The 16,151-nt window shown below is 71.5% G+C and carries 15 protein-coding genes; 4 read left to right on the forward strand and 11 right to left on the reverse strand.

Translation table 11 applies throughout. The features are described 5' to 3' along the window. Positions 1–9: 9 nt before the first annotated feature. From ACFWCH_RS03140 to ACFWCH_RS03180, 9 genes are all read right to left on the reverse strand, one after another. Positions 10–2,697, reverse strand: coding sequence for a hypothetical protein (locus tag ACFWCH_RS03140; protein ID WP_378802886.1), 2,688 nt, complete (start codon positions 2,695–2,697; stop codon positions 10–12). Between the two features lie 39 nt (positions 2,698–2,736). Then, the gene (locus ACFWCH_RS03145; protein WP_168442871.1) at positions 2,737–3,993 is read right to left on the reverse strand and encodes a CehA/McbA family metallohydrolase; all 1,257 of its coding nucleotides are present in this window, start codon (positions 3,991–3,993) and stop codon (positions 2,737–2,739) included. Further along, the gene (locus ACFWCH_RS03150; RefSeq protein ID WP_136033373.1) at positions 3,993–5,066 is read right to left on the reverse strand and encodes an ABC transporter ATP-binding protein; all 1,074 of its coding nucleotides are present in this window, start codon (positions 5,064–5,066) and stop codon (positions 3,993–3,995) included. Before ACFWCH_RS03150 ends, ACFWCH_RS03145 begins: the two co-directional genes overlap by 1 nt. Then, positions 5,066–5,920 (reverse strand): carbohydrate ABC transporter permease, encoded by an 855-nt coding sequence (locus tag ACFWCH_RS03155; protein ID WP_205812745.1) that lies wholly within the window; start codon positions 5,918–5,920, stop codon positions 5,066–5,068. The genes ACFWCH_RS03150 and ACFWCH_RS03155 overlap by 1 nt, the downstream gene beginning before the upstream one ends. Beyond that, complete coding sequence (locus tag ACFWCH_RS03160; RefSeq protein ID WP_378802887.1) at positions 5,917–6,864, reverse strand: carbohydrate ABC transporter permease; 948 nt, start codon at positions 6,862–6,864, stop codon at positions 5,917–5,919. The genes ACFWCH_RS03155 and ACFWCH_RS03160 overlap by 4 nt, the downstream gene beginning before the upstream one ends. Before the next feature lie 2 nt (positions 6,865–6,866). Then, on the reverse strand, positions 6,867–8,276 hold the full coding sequence (locus tag ACFWCH_RS03165; RefSeq protein ID WP_378802888.1) for an extracellular solute-binding protein: 1,410 nt from the start codon (positions 8,274–8,276) through the stop codon (positions 6,867–6,869). A gap of 63 nt (positions 8,277–8,339) precedes the next feature. Next, positions 8,340–9,509, reverse strand: a complete 1,170-nt coding sequence (locus ACFWCH_RS03170) for a Gfo/Idh/MocA family protein (protein WP_378802889.1) — start codon at positions 9,507–9,509, stop codon at positions 8,340–8,342. After that, positions 9,506–10,414 carry a sugar phosphate isomerase/epimerase gene (locus ACFWCH_RS03175; RefSeq protein ID WP_205828304.1) on the reverse strand — a complete coding sequence of 303 codons (909 nt, stop codon included), beginning with the start codon at positions 10,412–10,414 and terminating at the stop codon, positions 9,506–9,508. The genes ACFWCH_RS03170 and ACFWCH_RS03175 overlap by 4 nt, the downstream gene beginning before the upstream one ends. A gap of 72 nt (positions 10,415–10,486) precedes the next feature. Next, on the reverse strand, positions 10,487–11,188 hold the full coding sequence (locus tag ACFWCH_RS03180; protein WP_136033363.1) for an MgtC/SapB family protein: 702 nt from the start codon (positions 11,186–11,188) through the stop codon (positions 10,487–10,489). A gap of 172 nt (positions 11,189–11,360) precedes the next feature. Between ACFWCH_RS03180 and ACFWCH_RS03185 the strand changes: the two genes are divergently transcribed. From ACFWCH_RS03185 to ACFWCH_RS03200, 4 genes are all read left to right on the forward strand, one after another. Beyond that, positions 11,361–12,122, forward strand: coding sequence for a GntR family transcriptional regulator (locus ACFWCH_RS03185; protein WP_136033361.1), 762 nt, complete (start codon positions 11,361–11,363; stop codon positions 12,120–12,122). Positions 12,123–12,185: 63 nt separating this feature from the next. After that, on the forward strand, positions 12,186–12,824 hold the full coding sequence (locus ACFWCH_RS03190; RefSeq protein ID WP_366626490.1) for a bifunctional 4-hydroxy-2-oxoglutarate aldolase/2-dehydro-3-deoxy-phosphogluconate aldolase: 639 nt from the start codon (positions 12,186–12,188) through the stop codon (positions 12,822–12,824). A gap of 38 nt (positions 12,825–12,862) precedes the next feature. Next, on the forward strand, positions 12,863–13,585 hold the full coding sequence (locus ACFWCH_RS03195) for an ankyrin repeat domain-containing protein (protein ID WP_378802890.1): 723 nt from the start codon (positions 12,863–12,865) through the stop codon (positions 13,583–13,585). Then, the gene (locus tag ACFWCH_RS03200; protein WP_378802891.1) at positions 13,582–14,331 is read left to right on the forward strand and encodes a sulfite exporter TauE/SafE family protein; all 750 of its coding nucleotides are present in this window, start codon (positions 13,582–13,584) and stop codon (positions 14,329–14,331) included. Before ACFWCH_RS03195 ends, ACFWCH_RS03200 begins: the two co-directional genes overlap by 4 nt. A 16-nt stretch (positions 14,332–14,347) precedes the next feature. On the opposite strand, the gene ACFWCH_RS03205 is transcribed toward ACFWCH_RS03200, so the two are convergent. Further along, positions 14,348–15,178, reverse strand: a complete 831-nt coding sequence (locus tag ACFWCH_RS03205) for an NAD(P)-dependent oxidoreductase (RefSeq protein WP_136033357.1) — start codon at positions 15,176–15,178, stop codon at positions 14,348–14,350. 23 nt (positions 15,179–15,201) lie between these two features. Then, positions 15,202–15,960, reverse strand: coding sequence for an SDR family NAD(P)-dependent oxidoreductase (locus ACFWCH_RS03210; protein WP_378802892.1), 759 nt, complete (start codon positions 15,958–15,960; stop codon positions 15,202–15,204). Positions 15,961–16,151: the final 191 nt, after the last annotated feature.

Here is a 16,151-nt window from a genome sequence, read left to right on the forward strand (position 1 = left end):
GTGCGGCCGTCACCGGATCGCGCGCCGCAGGCTGACCACGCCGCCGCCCGCCACTCGCGCACCGCGGGTGTCCAGGGCGTCCTCCTGCACCTCACCGCGCAGATCGGTACGCGCCCACGCACCCTCGGCCGCGAACGCCAGGTCGCGCTCGCCGTCGAGGTAGTTCACGAAGCGCAGCTCGGCCTCGTCGTCCACGCGTCGCGCCGACTCGAGCACCACGTCACCCGACAGCTCCGCACGGAACGCGGGCTCCGGCAGCGGCCCGTCCGTCTCTCCGGTGCCCCGCACCACGAGCGGCTCGTGCCGGAACAGGTCGGACGCCCGCACCGCCGTCGCATCGTCGGCACCGACCAGGATCGCCAGCTCGGTGTGCACCGGCACCCCGAGGTACTGCGCGCCCGGCACCGGGATCTCGGAGCCGGCCGGCTCATCGCGCAGCGGGTGCAGGTTCACGCTCATCATGCCCACCGAGCGCGACAGCGTCACCGCGAGGGCGTCCTGCTCCCCCGCGGTCGAGACGAGCTCGTACTCCGACAGCTTCTGCACCAGCACCGCCGTCGAGCCCGCCGCGGCGAACCGGTACGCGGGGTAGGTCGGCAGCGGGAACTCGCCCCAGCCGCCCTCGGCCTCGCGCCCGCGCACCGTGAGCCCGTACTGACCAGCGCTGCGCGACGACTCCAGCCCCGCGGCCCCGGTGGGCACGAGCACCCGCAGCCGGTGGTCGGACGCGGTGTTGACGTAGTCGATGCCCACCCGGAGGAAGCCCTCGCCCTCGCGCAGCTCGACCGTGGTCTCGGTCACCAGCGGCACGGTCGCGGCGCCGCGACGACGGTCGGCGTCCAGGCGCTCCGGCAGGTCGTACACGCGGCGGATGCGCAGTCGCCCGCGCAGCGGCCCCTCCTCGACCACCGTCACCTCGACCGATGCCGGGGCGGTCACGGCGGAGGCGGGGTCGACCGGCCCGTAATTGTACGAGTCACCGCAGTCGCCCTCGTCGACCAGGGCCAGGGCGCCGTCGATCGCGGAGCCGTCCGCGCCGTCGATGCGCACCGTGCCGTCGGGGTTCACGGTCGCGGTCAGCGCCGCGTTCGACAGCGAGGTCGCGCTCACCCGCACGGGGTCGAGGGGCGCGGGGGCCGAGGTCTCCGACACGGCCGCGAGCGCGACACCGTCGAGGTCGACCGCGAGCAGCGCCCGGTGCCGCGGATCCGCGATGGTCTCCACGTGCCACAGGTCCTCGCCCGCGGCATCGGCGGCCACGCGCTCCTCCAGCTCGACCGTGAACGCGGCCAGATCCCACACCCCGCGGGGGCTCTCGGCCACCTCGAAGCGCAGCGACCGCTCGCCCCACGCGTAGCCGTTGATCTGCTGCCCGAACAGCTCGCGCCCGTGGATGCGGCGCAGGAGCTTGGGCAGGTCGGCCGTGCGCAACTGCTCGTCGCCCAGCACCGTGGGCAGCGGGTCGAGCACCTGCACGCCGGGGGCGAGGGTGGCGGGATCCACACCGTGCAGCGTGACCTCCACCTGCGCGCGCCGGGCGAAGCCGGACGGGTTGAACACCAGGTGCTGAGCGGGGCTCACCGACACCGCGAGGTCGCGCAGCACGCTGTCGATCACGCCGCGGGCGATGTGCCCGGCGGTGTGGATGCGGGTGCCCACCTGCTCCGCGGTGCTGTCGACGCCGCAGCCGGTGACCGAGTCGTGCGCGGTGCTCTCCACGAGGCGGTACCACGCCGTGTCGAAGAACGAGCGGTGGTCGCGCGTGCCGTACAGCAGGTCGAGCCGTTCGGCCGCGGCGAGCGCCTGCTCCGAGCGGGCCATCTCGCGCTTGAGGTTCGTGCGGATCGAGAAGACGCCGGGCAGCAGGTTGCCGCGGGCGTGCGAGCGCATCTCCCCGCGCACCTGGGGCAGCGCGGCGAGCGCGTCCGCGTCGGTCGCGTAGCGCGCGAGGTGCTCGTCGAGCGTCGCGATCGACAGACGGGGCTCACCGCCGGCCGCGTCGTAGTCGCGGATCACCTCGGCCAGGTCCTCCGGGGGCGCGGAGTGGTCGGTGCCGAGCATCGCCAGCACGGGGTCGTCGCCGTACCACGACGCGGTGCGGGCGGCGTAGTCGGGGGCGAGCGCGGGGAGCTGACCGGGCAGGGCGAACATGTCGAGGCCGTTGCCGTAGCCGTCGAACAGGTACTCGCAGCGCACCGCGTCGCCGTTGGGCGCGACCCAGGAGAACGCGTGCTCCTGCACGTCACCGGGCACGCCGCGCCACAGGGCGCTGTGCCGGATGCCGAAGCCCGCCAGGATCTGCGGCATCTGCGCCGCGTGGCCGAACATGTCGGGCAGGTAGCCGACGGGCATGGTGCGGCCGAGGCGGGCGCTCGCGGCGCGGCCCAGCTCCAGGTTGCGCACGATGGTCTCGCCGTCGCAGCCGAACTCGTCGAGCAGGATCAGGAAGGGGCCGATGCTCAGCTGCCCGCTCTCGACGAGTGCCACCACGCGGTCGCGCATGTCCGGGCGCATCTCCAGGTAGTCCTCGATGGCCGCGGCCTGCCCGTCGAGCGTGAACCGGTACGACGGCTCCGCCTCGAGGATGCCGATCAGGCGGTCGAGCATGTGCACGAGCCGCAGGCGGAACACGTCGTGCGGCTCGTACCACTCGCGGTCCCAGTGGGTGTGGGGGACGACGACGATCTCACTGCTCACGGGCGGGGACTCCTGTATCTCGGGGGGTTCGGGCGGCGCTCAGGCGCACAGGGCGGCGATGCTGCGGTCGGGGTGCAGCAGGTAGTACGGGCCGGCGGCGGGATCGCCGGAGAAGGAGGCGCGGTCGCCGTGCACGGCACGACGCTCGCCCGCACCGTCGACGAGGATGAGCCCGTCGGCGTCGATCGCGAGCAGGTCGCCGTCCACGCGCAGCAGCACGGGCGCGGTGAACAGCTCGGGCACGGTGAGGCCGTCGCGCACGGCGACGCCGCCCATGATCGCGGTGCGGCCGGCGGCGACCCCGGCGAGGATCGCCTCGGCCGAGTCGTCCTCCGCCGCGACCCACGTGGTGGGCGTGCCCGGGCCGACACCCTGACTCCGCATGTGGAAGTCGGCGCCTCCCAGCAGCACGGCCCCCTTGTCCCAGCGCTCGTGGAACGCGAGGGGCGAGGTGGCGATCAGCTCGCGGTACCAGGTGGAGTGCCACAGCTCGATCGCCCGGGGCGTGCGCTCCAGCGGGTGCAGCCACGAGCAGTCGCCCGAGATCGGGTGGTTCACGCTGAGGACACCGCCCCGGCGCTCGACCTCGTCGACCCACTCCTGGGCCGGACGGCGGAAGTCGATCCAGCCGATGTCGCCGAACGCGTTCGCGTGACCGCGGTGGGTCGTGACCTCCTGGCCGGGCAGCAGCGTGATGCCCTGCTGCGCACCCACGACCGGGAGGTGCGCGTGGTGGCTGGTGGTGTTGTGGTCGGTCACGGACAGGAAGTCCAGGCCCGCCCGCACCCCGAGCGACGCGAGCCCCGCGATGCTCTCGTGCCCGTCGGAGTGCAGGGTGTGCGCGTGGAAGTCACCCGCGTACCACCGCAGTCCGGCGTCCGCGGGCAGCTCGCGGCTGCTCCCCCGGGGCACCCCGTCGATCCGCGCGGGCACCGGGCCGTGGTCGATGCCCGACTCCGCGGGGAGCAGCACCTCCACGGTCGCGTCGGTCCCGCCCGCGGGGAGCCGGTGCACGCCGAGGATCACGTGCCACTCCCCCTCCTCCGGGCGACCGGGGAGGTAGCCGGGCGTGGCGTCGTCGGCGCGGATCACGAAGTCCTGCCGCGAGCCGCCCGACCATCCGCGCCACCCCGCCGCACCCTCGCAGCCGAGGTCGATCACGGCCGCCTCGGTGTCGTACGACAGGCGCACCTCGAGCGAGTCCGTGCCGGGCGGCACCTCGAACGGCACGCGCACGTAGCGGTCCGCGTTCTGGATCTCGTGCGTGAGGCGCAGGGTGGTGCGGATCGCGGCCATCAGCCGATCCGCTCGGTGGTCTCGGTGTCGAACAGCAGGGCGCGGTTGCGCTGCGGCACGATCCAGCCGCGGTCGCCCGGCTGCGGCTCGAGCTCCTCGGGCACGACGACCTGCAGCTTGTGGTCGCCGGAGCTCACCAGCACGAGGCTGGTCGCACCGAGGGTCTCGGTCACCACGACCTCTGCGGCGATGCCGTCGGCGACGGGCTCGGTCGACCAGCGCACGTACTCCGGGCGGATGCCCCAGCTCACGGCCTGCCCGTCGCGCACGTCCGCGGCAGCCTCGGCGGGCACGGGCACGTCGGTGTCGCCGATGCGCACGTGGCCGCCGGTGACCGTGGTCTCCAGCAGGTTCATGGGCACGGAGCCGATGAACCCCGCGACGAACGTGTTGTTGGGGCGGTGGAAGATCTCCCGCGGCGAGCCGATCTGCTGCAGCTTCCCGGCCTTCATGACCGCGATCCGGTCGGCGAGCGCGAGCGCCTCGGCCTGGTCGTGCGTCACGAACACGGTGGTCACGCCGAGGTCGCGCTGCAGCTCCTTGAGGAACGTGCGCGCCTCGAGCCGCAGCCGGGCGTCGAGGTTCGACAGCGGCTCGTCCAGGAGCAGCACGTCGGGCCGCGTGGCGACCGCGCGGGCGAGGGCCACGCGCTGCTGCTGCCCGCCCGAGAGCTGGCCGGGGCGACGCTCGATGAGGCCGTTCAGCGACAGGCCGTTCGCGACCGACTCGGCCGTGGTGCGGCGCTCGTTCTTCGCGACGCGGCGGATGCGCAGCGGGTAGGCGATGTTGTCGGCCACGTCCATGTGCGGGAACAGCGCGTAGTCCTGGAACACCATGGCCACGCCGCGCTCACCCGGCTCGGCGTTCGTGACGTCCTTGTCGCCGATCGTGAGGCGGCCGGACGTGATGCTCTCCAGGCCGGCGATCGAGCGGAGCAGCGTGGTCTTGCCGCAGCCGGAGGGACCGAGGAGGGCGAAGAACTCGCCGTCGGCGATCTCGACGTCGACGCTGTCGACGCCGCGCACCCCGCCGGGGTACTCCTTGACGAGTTGGGTTGCAGTGATGGCGGCCATCAGGACTTGATCCCTCCGTGGAAGCGGAAGCCGTAGCGGCGGTTGACGAAGAAGTAGATGAGGAGGACGGGCACCGAGAAGACCAGCGAGAACGCGGAGATGAGCCGCAGGTCGGCCTGGCCGCTCTCGGTGTAGAACGTGTACATGAGCACGGCGGCCGGCTGCATGTCGGGCGTGCGCAGCAGCAGGAACGGGACGAGGAAGTTGCCCCACACCTGCACGATGGTCCAGATCGCGATGAACGCGAGCCCGGGCCGGGCGATCGGCACGACCACGTCCTTCAGGATGCGGAAGGGCCCTGCGCCGTACAGTCGCGCCGACTCCTCGTACGACTTCGGGATCGAGTCCATGAAGTCCTTGAGGATGAAGATCACGGTGGGCAGGATGCCGCCGGCGAGCACGAGGATCACCCCGACGTGCGTGTTGATGAGCTGCAGCTGGTTGATGAGCTGGAACGTGGGCACCATGGCCGCGGTCCCCGTCACGATCGACGACAGCAGCAGCAGCCCGTAGAGGATGCCGTCGCGGCCGGGGATGTTGATGCGGCTCATGGCGTACGACGCCAGCGCGCCCAGCACGATCACCAGCGCCATCGTGCCCACGCCGAGGATCAGCGAGTTCAGGATCGACTTCAGCGCGTAGGGGTTCTCCGCCAGGCGCGCGAAGTTGTCGAGCGTCCAGTCCGGCCACGACACCGTCAGCGACGGGGTCGCGTCGAACGGTGCGAGGATCAGCCAGACCATCGGCAGCGCGAAGAACAGCGACACGATCACGAGCACGAGCGTGAACAGGATCCGCGAGACGAAGTGGGTCACGGACCGGTCGCGCGCGACGGTCTTGATGGTCGACATCATGAGCGCACCTTCTTCTTCTTCGGATTCGCACCCCGGGAGACGCGCGTGTACATCAGCGCGATCACGAGGTTGATCAGGAGCATGATGAGCGAGATCGCCGCACCGAGGCCGAGCTGTCCGCCCGGGATCGCGGTCTGGTAGATGTACACCGAGAGGATGTCGGTCTGCCCGTTGGGGCCGCCCGCGGTCAGCAGGTACGGCGTGAACGTGTTGAACGTCCACAGCGTGATCAGCAGCGTGTTGGTGAGCAGGTGCCCCTTGATGTTGGGCAGGATCACGTCGCGCAGCTGCTGCCACGTGTTGGCGCCGACCATGCGGGCGCTCTCCAGCTGCGACGGCGGCACGGCGCTGATGGCGGACGAGAACAGCTGCATCGAGAACGCGGTCCCGACCCAGATGTTGAAGATGATGATGCACTCCATCGGATGCTCGATCAGCCAGGCGGCACCCTCGGTGCCGAGCAGGGCGTTGAGCGTGCCGGTGCGGCGGTCGAGCAGCGCGAGCCACAGGAACGAGGCGACCGAGGCCGGGATGACCCAGGCCGCGAGCACGAGCGTCTCGATGAAGGTCTTGATGCCGGGACGGACGTTGCGCAACATCCACGCCAGCGCGAACCCGAGCACGGTCTGCCCGATGATGCCCGAGACGAGCACGAACACGAGCGTGAGCCACAGGGAGTTCCAGAACCGCGGGTCGTTCAGTGCGGTGGAGAAGTTGTCCAGGCCGACGAACTGCGGGTTGGCGGCCGCGAAGCCGGTGAGCCGGTAGTTCGTCATCCCCAAGTAGACCGTCCAGATCGCGGGGAAGAGGAGGAACAGGCCGATCAGGAGGAGCCCGGGGGCCGCGAACAGCGTCGCCCTGGCGCGCCCCAGACCGGCGACGTCCTCCGCGCGGCGCCGGCGGGGAGCGCGGACGCTCCCCGCCGGCATCGTTGCATTCGTCATGGTCACTCGGAGATCGCGTCCGGTCCCACGACGCCTTCGAGACCACGGACGTAGGTCTTCAGCGCATCGTCGACCGAGGTTCCGGTGGCGACGTCGAGCGTGGCCTGCTGCAGCAGCACCGACACCTGCGGGTACGCGGCGAGACCGGGGCGGTACGCCGTGATGGGCAGCACCTCCTGGCTCACGAACGTCAGCATCGGGTCGGACGACAGCAGCTTCTCGTTCACGTCGTCGCGCGGCGAGATCGCGAGCGTGCCGGCGGCACGGGCCTCGTATGCCTCGGGCGAGTTCATGAACGCGAGCAGCTCCCACGCCAGCTCGGCGTGCTTCGAGTTCGGGTTGAGCACGCGGCCGGTGCCGCCCGACATCGACACGAAGTCCTGGCCCTTGATGCCCTCGCCAGGCTCGACCGCGGGGATCTTGGCGTAGCCGACGACCTCGTCGCGGTTGGCCATGGGCGCGGTGCCCACACCCTCCGCGGGGTTGATCACGGAGCGCCAGAAGTAGTCGCCCTCCAGGAGGATGCCGATCTTGCCCTCGGCGAACAGCTGGAACGACGTGTCGCGGCCGGAGGCCTCCTGCTGCAGCACGGGGTCGCCCAGGCCCTCATCGACGTAGATCGTCTTGTAGAGGTCGAGCACCTCCTGCATGCCGTCGGTGGCGCCGATCCACTTGCCGTCCTCGTACACCTGCTCGCCGGTGCCGACGAGCATCGGGAGCAGGCCCTGCATGGTCGTGGCCTCGCCCATCGCGGTGCCGGCGTTGAGCTGGATCGGGGTCACGCCGTCGATCTTCTTGAGGTCCTTCGCGGCATCGAGGATGTCGTCCCAGCTCTCCGGCGCCCAGTCCTCGTCGAGGCCGGCCTGCGCGAACAGGTCCTTGTTGTAGTAGAGCACCCGGCCGTCCGCGCCCTGGGGCACCCCGTAGCGGTCGCCGTCGAACGACAGCGCGCTCTGCACGGCGTCGGGGATCTGTCCCCAGCCGTCCCAGTCGTCCACGGCGTCGCCGCCGACCTCGGCGAGCGGCTTGATGTAGCCGGCCTCGGCGAACTCGCCGACCCAGATGCCGTCCATGCCGATGATGTCGGCGCCCTTGCCGGACTGCAGGTCGAGGGCGATCTTCGTCTTGTAGTCCTCGTCGTCGACGCCCTGCGGCTGGAACTCGACGGTGACGTCCTTGCCGTCCTCCTTCATGGCCTTCTCGAACTCGGGGACGACCCAGTCCGCGATCCAGTCGGCCTCGGCGGCGTTCTTGCCTCCCGTGATGGAGTTGGTGGTGAGCGTCAGGGTGACGGGCCCCGTCGACTCCTCGGCCTCGGGCTCCGATCCTCCGGAGCAGCCGGCCAGCACGACCGCACCGACGGTGGTGAGGGCGAACGCCGCGAGCAGGCGGCGCTTTCCTTGCGTGACCATTTCCGACCTTTCTTGTCGTTGATCGCCGAGCGGTGGCGCTCGGATTCGGGTGTTGCGGGATGGCTACTGCGCGGCTTCGGCGCCCGGGTCGAGCGCGTGGCCCTTCGAGACCGCGAGCGCGCGGATGATCCGCTGCCCGACGCGCACGTCGGCGACCGACTCCTCGACGCTCGCCCCGTCGGGGCGTTCGCCGCGGACCAGGGCCGCGAGCGCGTACAGCTCGTTCTCGAATGCTTCCTGTTGCATCCACCGCGATTCGCTCACGCGGATGCCGAGCTCCGGGTGACTCTCGGTCACGCGGAGGATGGTGGGGAGGTTCGTCACGTAGGGCACGCCGAACACGAGCTCGATCGATCCGGCCTCGTGGTGGAACGTGACGGTCTCCTGGTAGTCGGGGTAGCCGTCGATGTAGTGCCAGTCGACGGTCCACGGCGTCTCGTCGCGGGCGAGGGTGCCGCGCACGTGCACGGAGCCCGGCATCTTCGGGCCCCAGTGCTGCGCGAACGCGACCTCGCCGAGACCACCGACGAGCGACCGGAGCAGCCCCACGTCGTGCACGATCGAGCCGAGCACGACGTTGGTGTACAGCGTGCGGAGGTCGACGGGGAGGTCTGACCCGACGGCACCGTCGACGATGGCGGCTGTGGCGGCGATCAGGGGCTCGATGGTGTCGCGGGGCACGTCGCCCGTGGGAGCGGCGAGCCGCGCGTAGGCGAGCTGCGAGCCGTCGAGCGGGTGCATGACCTGCACGTCGATCGCGCGCAGGGTCACGTCGGCGAGCAGTTCCTTCGCGCGCAGCGACGCGGTGTCGTACTCCTTCATGTAGCCGACGCGCACCCAGTCGCGCAGGTCGACGCCGGCCTCGCGCCCGTACGCCGTGAGCTCGTCCAGCTCGGCGAGCGAGTAGGCGAGCGGCTTCTCGGCGAGCACCCGGATGCCCGCCCGCACGAGCCGCAGGGTGTCTCCCGCGTGCGAGCCGGTGGTGGCGAGGATGGCGGCGTCCACGTCGAGGTCGCCGGCGGCCGTCGCGGCCACGAGCTCGTCGACCGAGGTGAACTGCCGGGCGGACGGCACGCCGTAGCGGGCGCCCATGTCGGCGGTGCGCGCGGCGGACAGGTCGACGAGCGCGGCGATCGCGAAGGCCTCGGCGTTGCGGCGCAGCAGCGGCAGGTGCACGCTCTGGCTGATCGCGCCGAGTCCGATCACGGCGACGCGGGTGACGGCGGCGCTCATGCGAACCACCGCCGCAGGGCCTCGCGGTTGGCGGCCTGCTCGGCCACGGCGCGCTCCACGTCGGCGGTCGAGCGCGGCACCACGTCCTGCTCGACGATCAGCCATCCGGAGTACCCGCTCGCGACGATCTCGTCGAGCAGGGCGTCGACGGCGAGGTCGCCCTCCCCGAGGGGTACGAACACGCGCTTCTCCCACACCGAGCGCATGGGGTCGTCGGCGGCCAGGGCGTCGTGCAGCAGGGCGGTGCGGGCGTCCTTCAGGTGCAGGTGGTTGATCCGCTCGCGCCAGCGCCGGTAGTCGGGCAGGGGGTCGCCGCCGCCGATCAGCAGGTGACCGGAGTCGAACGTGAGGTCGACGTCGGTGGAGGCGAGTAGCGCGTCGATCTCCTCCGGCGTCTCGACGTGCGTGCACGCGTGGTGGTGGAAGGTGGGCTCGAGGCCCCGGTCGCGCACGCGCGCGGCGGCGCGGTTGACCCGGTCGGCGAACCGTTCCCACGCGGCACCGCGGAGCGTGAGCTCGGGGGCGCCGCCCGGGCGGGCCTTGCGGGCGGGGCTGCCGGAGTCGGCGAGGGTGGGCAGCGGTGCGAGGTCCTGGCCGCGCTCGGCGGCGGTGACGAACACGTCGAGCGTGCGGTCGAGGCCTGCCAGCGCGGCGGCGAACTCCTCGTCCTCGCCCGCGAACGGCAGGTCGACCCAGCCGCCGGCGAGGTCGAGGCCGTGGCGGGAGAGGCGCTCGTCGAGCTCGGCGCCCTGGCCGAGGAGACCGACGGGGCCCAGGTCGATGCCCTGGTATCCGGCTTCGCTGATCCAGCGGGCGAGCTGCTCCCCGTCGGGGAGGGCCACGAGGTCCGGTCGAGCGAGTTCGAAGACTCCGTAGCTCACCGGCGCGTTCGCGATGCGGATCACGCGTTGTCCTTTCTCCATTGAATGGTCGAACCCTGGGTTCGTCTCGAATGTTAGCAGGTCATGACATATGCATCAATCGTCCTCGGAGAAGCCCTGCACCACGACCGAGCGCACCCCGTCGAGGCGGGCGATCGCGTCGATCAGCTCGGAGCGCGACCCCGGCTCGGCCTCCGCGAACTCGAGCGTCGCCCGCATGTCCGCCTCACCGTGGATGCGCGCAGCACCGAGCAGTGTGGCGGGCAGCCCCCGCCGCTCGGCCGCCGCCAGCACCTCGCGCAGCGCGCCGCGGTCGGCCTCGTACTGCAGGGTCACGCGCAGGCGCTCGGGCTCGGGGCGCACGCGGTCGCGCAGCCGCGACAGCGGGCCGACCGTGAGGAGATGAAGACCCGTGCCCGCGATCGCGAGCAGGGGCATGTTCGCCCCGCAGGCCATGCCGATCGCCGCGACCACCCAGATGGTCGCGGCCGAGGTGAGCCCGGACACGGCGTTGTTGCGCACGAAGATCACGCCGGCGCCGAGGAACCCGATCCCCGACACCACCTGCGCCGCGATGCGCGAGGGATCGACGGCCACCTCCGGCCCGAGCACGCCCTCGAAGCCGTAGGCCGAGATGAGGGTGAAGATGGCCGAGCCCAGGCCCACCAGCACGTGCGTGCGCAGCCCGGCGTTCTTCTGCTTGCGGGAGCGCTCGACACCCACGGCCAGCGAGAGCACGAACGCCAGCCCGAGGAGCCCGAGCTCGACGAGCAGGTGGGGATCCCACCCGAAGCTCACGCTGCTCCCGTCATGTCAGCACAATAGCACTTTAAGCATCTCGGAGGTCACCCGCGGTGCCATCCTGCGCGGGCGCGGCCGGGATCCGCGGAATACTGCGCCTCGACGCCGTCTGGAGACGCTCGTATGATTGTCGCTACAATGTGACTCCCCAACCCAGAGCGGAGCATCCATGGCCGATGTCGTCACCCCCTGGCCCCACGAGCTCTTCGCGGACATCGACCGCACGGGGCCCGTCCCGCTCTACTTCCAGGTGTCCACACGACTCCAGAGCGCGATCCAGTCCGGCGCGATCCCCGCGGGCGCCCGCCTGGAGAACGAGGTCTCGATCGCGGAGCAGCTCGGACTCTCCCGCCCCACGATCCGTCGCGCCATCCAGGAGCTCGTCGACAAGGGCCTGCTCGTGCGCCGCCGCGGCATCGGCACCCAGGTGGTGCAGGGCTCGGTCACGCGGCAGGTCGAGCTGACCAGCCTGTACGAAGACCTGCAGAGCGCGAACCACGAGCCGGGCACGCAGGTGCTGACCCACGAGATCATCCCCGCGACCGACGAGGTGGCCCTCGCGCTCGGGCTCGAGCCGGGCACCGAGGTGCTGCATCTGCGCCGCAGACGAAGCACCGACGGCGTCGCGGTCGCGGTGCTCGAGAACTACCTCCCTCGCGAGCTGGCCGACATCTCGACCGAGCAGCTGGAGTCGCGCGGCCTCTATCAGGTACTCCGCGCCCGGGGCGTCGCGATCCGCATCGCGAAGCAGAAGATCGGCGCCCGCCGCGCGGAAGACGACGAGCCGGAGCTGCTGGAGATCGAGGCGGGCGGCCCCGTGCTCACAATGGAGCGCATCTCGTTCGACCAGTCCGGCGCCGCGATCGAGTTCGGCCACCACTGCTACCGCCCCGACCTCTACAGCTTCGAGACGACGCTCGTCGCCAAGTAGCACAACTTGTAATGACAAGTTGTGGTGCGGAAGAATGGACGCATCCCTCGATCAAGGAGCGCCATGTCCGACCGTCTCGCCCGCGCCCGCACCACCGGCGTCCTCGCCGTCCTCCGCGCCCCCTCGCCCGAACTCGCCCTGGAGGCCTCGGAGGCGATCATCCGGGGTGGAGTGACCGGCATCGAGGTCACCTACTCCACACCAGACGCCCCGGCCGTGATCCGCGAGCTGATCGCCCGCCACGGTGACGCCGCCTACATCGGCGCCGGAACCGTGACGACCCCCGCGCAGGCCGCACAGGCCGCCGACGCCGGGGCCGAGTTCCTGGTGAGCCCCGGCACGCTCCCGGCCCTCACCCGCGCGATGCTCGACACCGGCCGCGTCGTGATGACCGGCGCCCTCACGCCCACCGAGGTCATGGGCGCGCTGGAGCTCGGCGTCGACGTCGTGAAGATCTTCCCCGCCTCGCTCGGTGGCCCGGCCTACCTCGGCGCTCTCCGCGGCCCGTTCCCCGACGCCCCGCTCATGCCCACCGGCGGCGTCAAGCCCGACAACCTCGCCGACTGGTACGCCGCGGGTGCAGTCGCGGTGGGCGCCGGCGGCGACCTCGCCAACGGCGCCTCGATCGCGGCGTCCGACTGGGCCGACCTGGAGCAGCGCGCCGCCCGGTTCGCCGCCGCGCTCGCCTCCGTCCGGGACTGACGCTCCCCCACCTCCGGGCCGTTTGGTATACCAGAGGTATGCGGATGCGGCGGGGCGTGCTCTGGGCGGCCCTCGCGGGGGTCGCCCTGCTCCCCTCGGCGTGCACGGCGACCACCGCCACGCACCCGACCGCACCCACCACGGAGGCTCCGATGACCGATACCACGCCCGCCCCGCGCGACGCCACGTCCGCCCTGCTCGACGCCGCCGCCCGCGGTGACGCCGCCGACGTCCGGGTTGCGCTCGACGCCGGTGCCGACATCGAGGCCCGCGGCGAGGGCGGCATGACCGCACTGGTCGCGGCCACCAAGGCGAACCACGTCGAGGCCGCCCGCGCGCTGATCTCCGCGGGTGCCGACGTGAATGCGAAAGACGACATCCAGGACTCGGCCTATCTGTACGCGGGTGCCCGCGGTCACGACGAGATCCTGCGCCTCACCCTCGACAACGGCGCCGACCTGACCAGCACCAACCGCTTCGGCGGCACCGCCCTCATCCCCGCGTCGGAGCGCGGACTGCTCGACACCGTGCAGATCCTGCTCGATGCGGGCGCCGACCCCGACCACGTGAACAACCTGGGGTGGACGGCGCTGCACGAGGCGATCGTGCTCGGTGACGGCTCGGGGCGCTACGTCGCCGTGGTGCGCGCCCTGCTCGACGGCGGCGCCGACCCGACCATCCGCGACGGCGACGGCGTGCTGCCGCTCGACCTCGCGACCGCCCGCGGCTTCGAAGACATCGCGGACGAGCTGCGCCGGTGATGGCGCTCGACGCGTGGGCCTGGGCGGCGCTCGGCCTGGCCGCGGTCGTGATCGGCATCTCCAAGACCGCGCTGCCCGGCGGCAGCATCCTCGCGATCGCGCTGTTCGCCGCGGTGCTGCCCGCCCGCACCTCGACCGCTGCCACGCTGCTGCTGCTCATGGTGGGCGACGTGTTCGCGCTCCTCGCCTACCGTCGGCACGCCCACTGGCCGACACTGCTGCGACTCGCCCCCGCCGTCATCGCCGGACTGCTGCTCGGCTTCGCCTTCCTCGCCCTGACGGGCGACGACGTGGTGCGGCGCGCGATCGGCGTGATCCTGCTGCTGATGATCGCCGTCACCCTGTGGCGACGATGGCGGCAGTCGCGCGTCGACACGACGGTCACGCCCCGCGGCGGACTCGTGCTCGCCGGCGCCTACGGCACCCTGGGCGGCTTCACGACGATGGTCGCCAACGCCGGCGGACCCGTGATGTCGATGTACTTCCTGGCGACGCGCACCCCGATCCAGGTGTTCCTGGGCACCTCGGCCTGGTTCTTCGCGATCATCAACGTGATCAAGGTGCCGTTCCTCGCCGGCATCGGACTGTTCACCGCGCCGGTGCTGCTGACGGACGCGCTGCTCGCGCCGCTGGTGGTGCTCGGCGCCCTCCTCGGACTGCGCGTGGCACGACGGCTCGATCAACGGGTGTTCGACCGCATCGTGATCGCGCTCACGATCCTGGGCGCGCTCTACCTGCTCTTCTGATCCCGCGCGGACCGGGTCAGTCGAGGAAGATGTCCGGGAACAGGGCGCTGTCGGGGGTGCCGGGCACGGCGGCGTAGCGCGAGAAGTCGGTCACGCCCTCGGCCTCCAGCACGTCCTCCACGATGAGCGACTGCCCCGTGGTGGTCGCGGCCGGCCGGCACAGCACCGCGTAGGCGGCGTCGGCGTAGATGTCGGCCGTGCGGCTCGCGGCCATCACCCTGTCGCCCCCGAGGAGGTTCTGCACGGCGGCGGTCGCGATGGTCGTGCGGGGCCACAGCGTGTTGGCGGCGATGCCGTCGCGCGCGAACTCGGCCGCGAGCCCGAGCGTGACCATGGTCATGCCGAACTTCGCGAGCGTGTAGCCCGTGTGCGCCCCGAGCCACTTCGGGCTGGGGTTCAGCGGCGGCGAGAGCGACAGGATGTGCGGGTTCTCGGCGTCCTTCAGGATCGGCACGGCCGCCCGCGACAGCATGAACGTCCCGCGCACGTTGACGTCCTGCATCAGGTCGTACTTCTTCGCCGAGAGGTCGAGCGAGCGCGACAGGTCGATCACGCTGGCGTTGTTGATCACGATGTCGATGCCGCCGAACTCGCCCTGCGTCTTCATGACCGCTTCGGTGATGTCGTCGTCCTCGCGCACGTCGCCGACGATCGGCAGCGCCTGGCCGCCGGCCGCGCGGATCTGCTCGGCCGCGGTGTGCACGGTGCCCTCGAGCTTCGGATGCGGGGTGTCGGTCTTGGCGAGCATGGCGATGTTGGCGCCGTCGGCGGCGGCGCGCAGCGCGATCGCGAGGCCGATGCCGCGGCTGCCGCCCGACATGAGGATGGTCTTGCCGGCGAGTGACATGGGTTCTCCTTCGGGGCGGGTGGTCAGCGCGGTGCCATGCGGATGGCGCCGTCGAGGCGGATGGTCTCGCCGTTGAGGTAGCCGTTCTCGACGATCTGCTGCGCGAGGGCGGCGTACTCGTCCGGTCGGCCGAGGCGGGCGGGGAACGGCACCTGCTGGCCGAGCGAGTCCTGCGCCTCCTGCGGCAGCCCCATCAGCATCGGGGTCTCCATGATGCCGGGGGCGATGGTGCACACGCGGATGCCGTGTCGGGCGAGTTCGCGAGCGATCGGGAGGGTCATGGCGTGCACGCCGCCCTTCGACGCGGAGTACGCGGGCTGCCCGATCTGACCGTCGAACGCCGCGACGCTGGCGGTGTTGACGATGACGCCGCGCTCCTCGTCGTGCAGTTCGTTCTTCGCGATCACGGCCGCGGCCTGCGAGATGACGTTGAAGGTGCCGACGAGGTTGATGCGCACGATCCGCTCGAAGTCGGCGAGCACCGCGGGGTTGCCCTCGCGATCGAGCACCTTGGCGGGCGGGGCGATACCGGCGCAGTTGATCACCACGCGCAGCGGGGCGGCGGCCTGTGCGGCGGCGACCGCGGCCGCGACCTCGTCGACGCTCGTGACGTCGGCGGGCACGAAGATCCCGCCCAGCTCCTCCGCGATCTCGGCACCCACCGAGGAGGGGAGGTCGATGATCGTGACGTGGGCTCCGGCCGCCGCGAGGCGACGCGCGGTGGCGAGCCCGAGGCCCGACGCCCCTCCGGTGACGAGGGCGCCCTGTCCGCTGATCTGCATGTGAGGTTCTCCTTCGAACGTCGTGCGACATGCCTGAAACGCAGTCCCAGCCTAGGTGGTTCCTGGTTCCAGGACGAACCCGGGCCGCGGTGGTGCCGGTGCGACCGGGCGTGAGGGGACGGCGTCGAGGCGAGCCTACGACACCGCCCGTCCGGAGACGGCGTCCGCTCCTCGCGCGACCGGTCGGCCCT

The organism is Microbacterium sp. NPDC060132 (genome assembly GCF_042729675.1).
Taxonomy (GTDB): domain Bacteria; phylum Actinomycetota; class Actinomycetes; order Actinomycetales; family Microbacteriaceae; genus Microbacterium; species Microbacterium sufflavum.

What these genes read in the sequence shown, in the direction of transcription:
- ACFWCH_RS03205 (WP_136033357.1), bottom strand. Translation starts at nt 15,178, where the DNA reads ATGTCACTCGCCGGCAAGACCATCCTCATGTCGGGCGGCAGCCGCGGC.
- ACFWCH_RS03190 (WP_366626490.1), top strand. Translation starts at nt 12,186, where the DNA reads ATGTCCGACCGTCTCGCCCGCGCCCGCACCACCGGCGTCCTCGCCGTC.
- ACFWCH_RS03165 (WP_378802888.1), bottom strand. Translation starts at nt 8,276, where the DNA reads ATGGTCACGCAAGGAAAGCGCCGCCTGCTCGCGGCGTTCGCCCTCACC.
- ACFWCH_RS03170 (WP_378802889.1), bottom strand. Translation starts at nt 9,509, where the DNA reads ATGAGCGCCGCCGTCACCCGCGTCGCCGTGATCGGACTCGGCGCGATC.
- ACFWCH_RS03185 (WP_136033361.1), top strand. Translation starts at nt 11,361, where the DNA reads ATGGCCGATGTCGTCACCCCCTGGCCCCACGAGCTCTTCGCGGACATC.
- ACFWCH_RS03155 (WP_205812745.1), bottom strand. Translation starts at nt 5,920, where the DNA reads ATGATGTCGACCATCAAGACCGTCGCGCGCGACCGGTCCGTGACCCAC.
- ACFWCH_RS03210 (WP_378802892.1), bottom strand. Translation starts at nt 15,960, where the DNA reads ATGCAGATCAGCGGACAGGGCGCCCTCGTCACCGGAGGGGCGTCGGGC.
- ACFWCH_RS03160 (WP_378802887.1), bottom strand. Translation starts at nt 6,864, where the DNA reads ATGACGAATGCAACGATGCCGGCGGGGAGCGTCCGCGCTCCCCGCCGG.
- ACFWCH_RS03150 (WP_136033373.1), bottom strand. Translation starts at nt 5,066, where the DNA reads ATGGCCGCCATCACTGCAACCCAACTCGTCAAGGAGTACCCCGGCGGG.
- ACFWCH_RS03145 (WP_168442871.1), bottom strand. Translation starts at nt 3,993, where the DNA reads ATGGCCGCGATCCGCACCACCCTGCGCCTCACGCACGAGATCCAGAAC.
- ACFWCH_RS03195 (WP_378802890.1), top strand. Translation starts at nt 12,863, where the DNA reads ATGCGGATGCGGCGGGGCGTGCTCTGGGCGGCCCTCGCGGGGGTCGCC.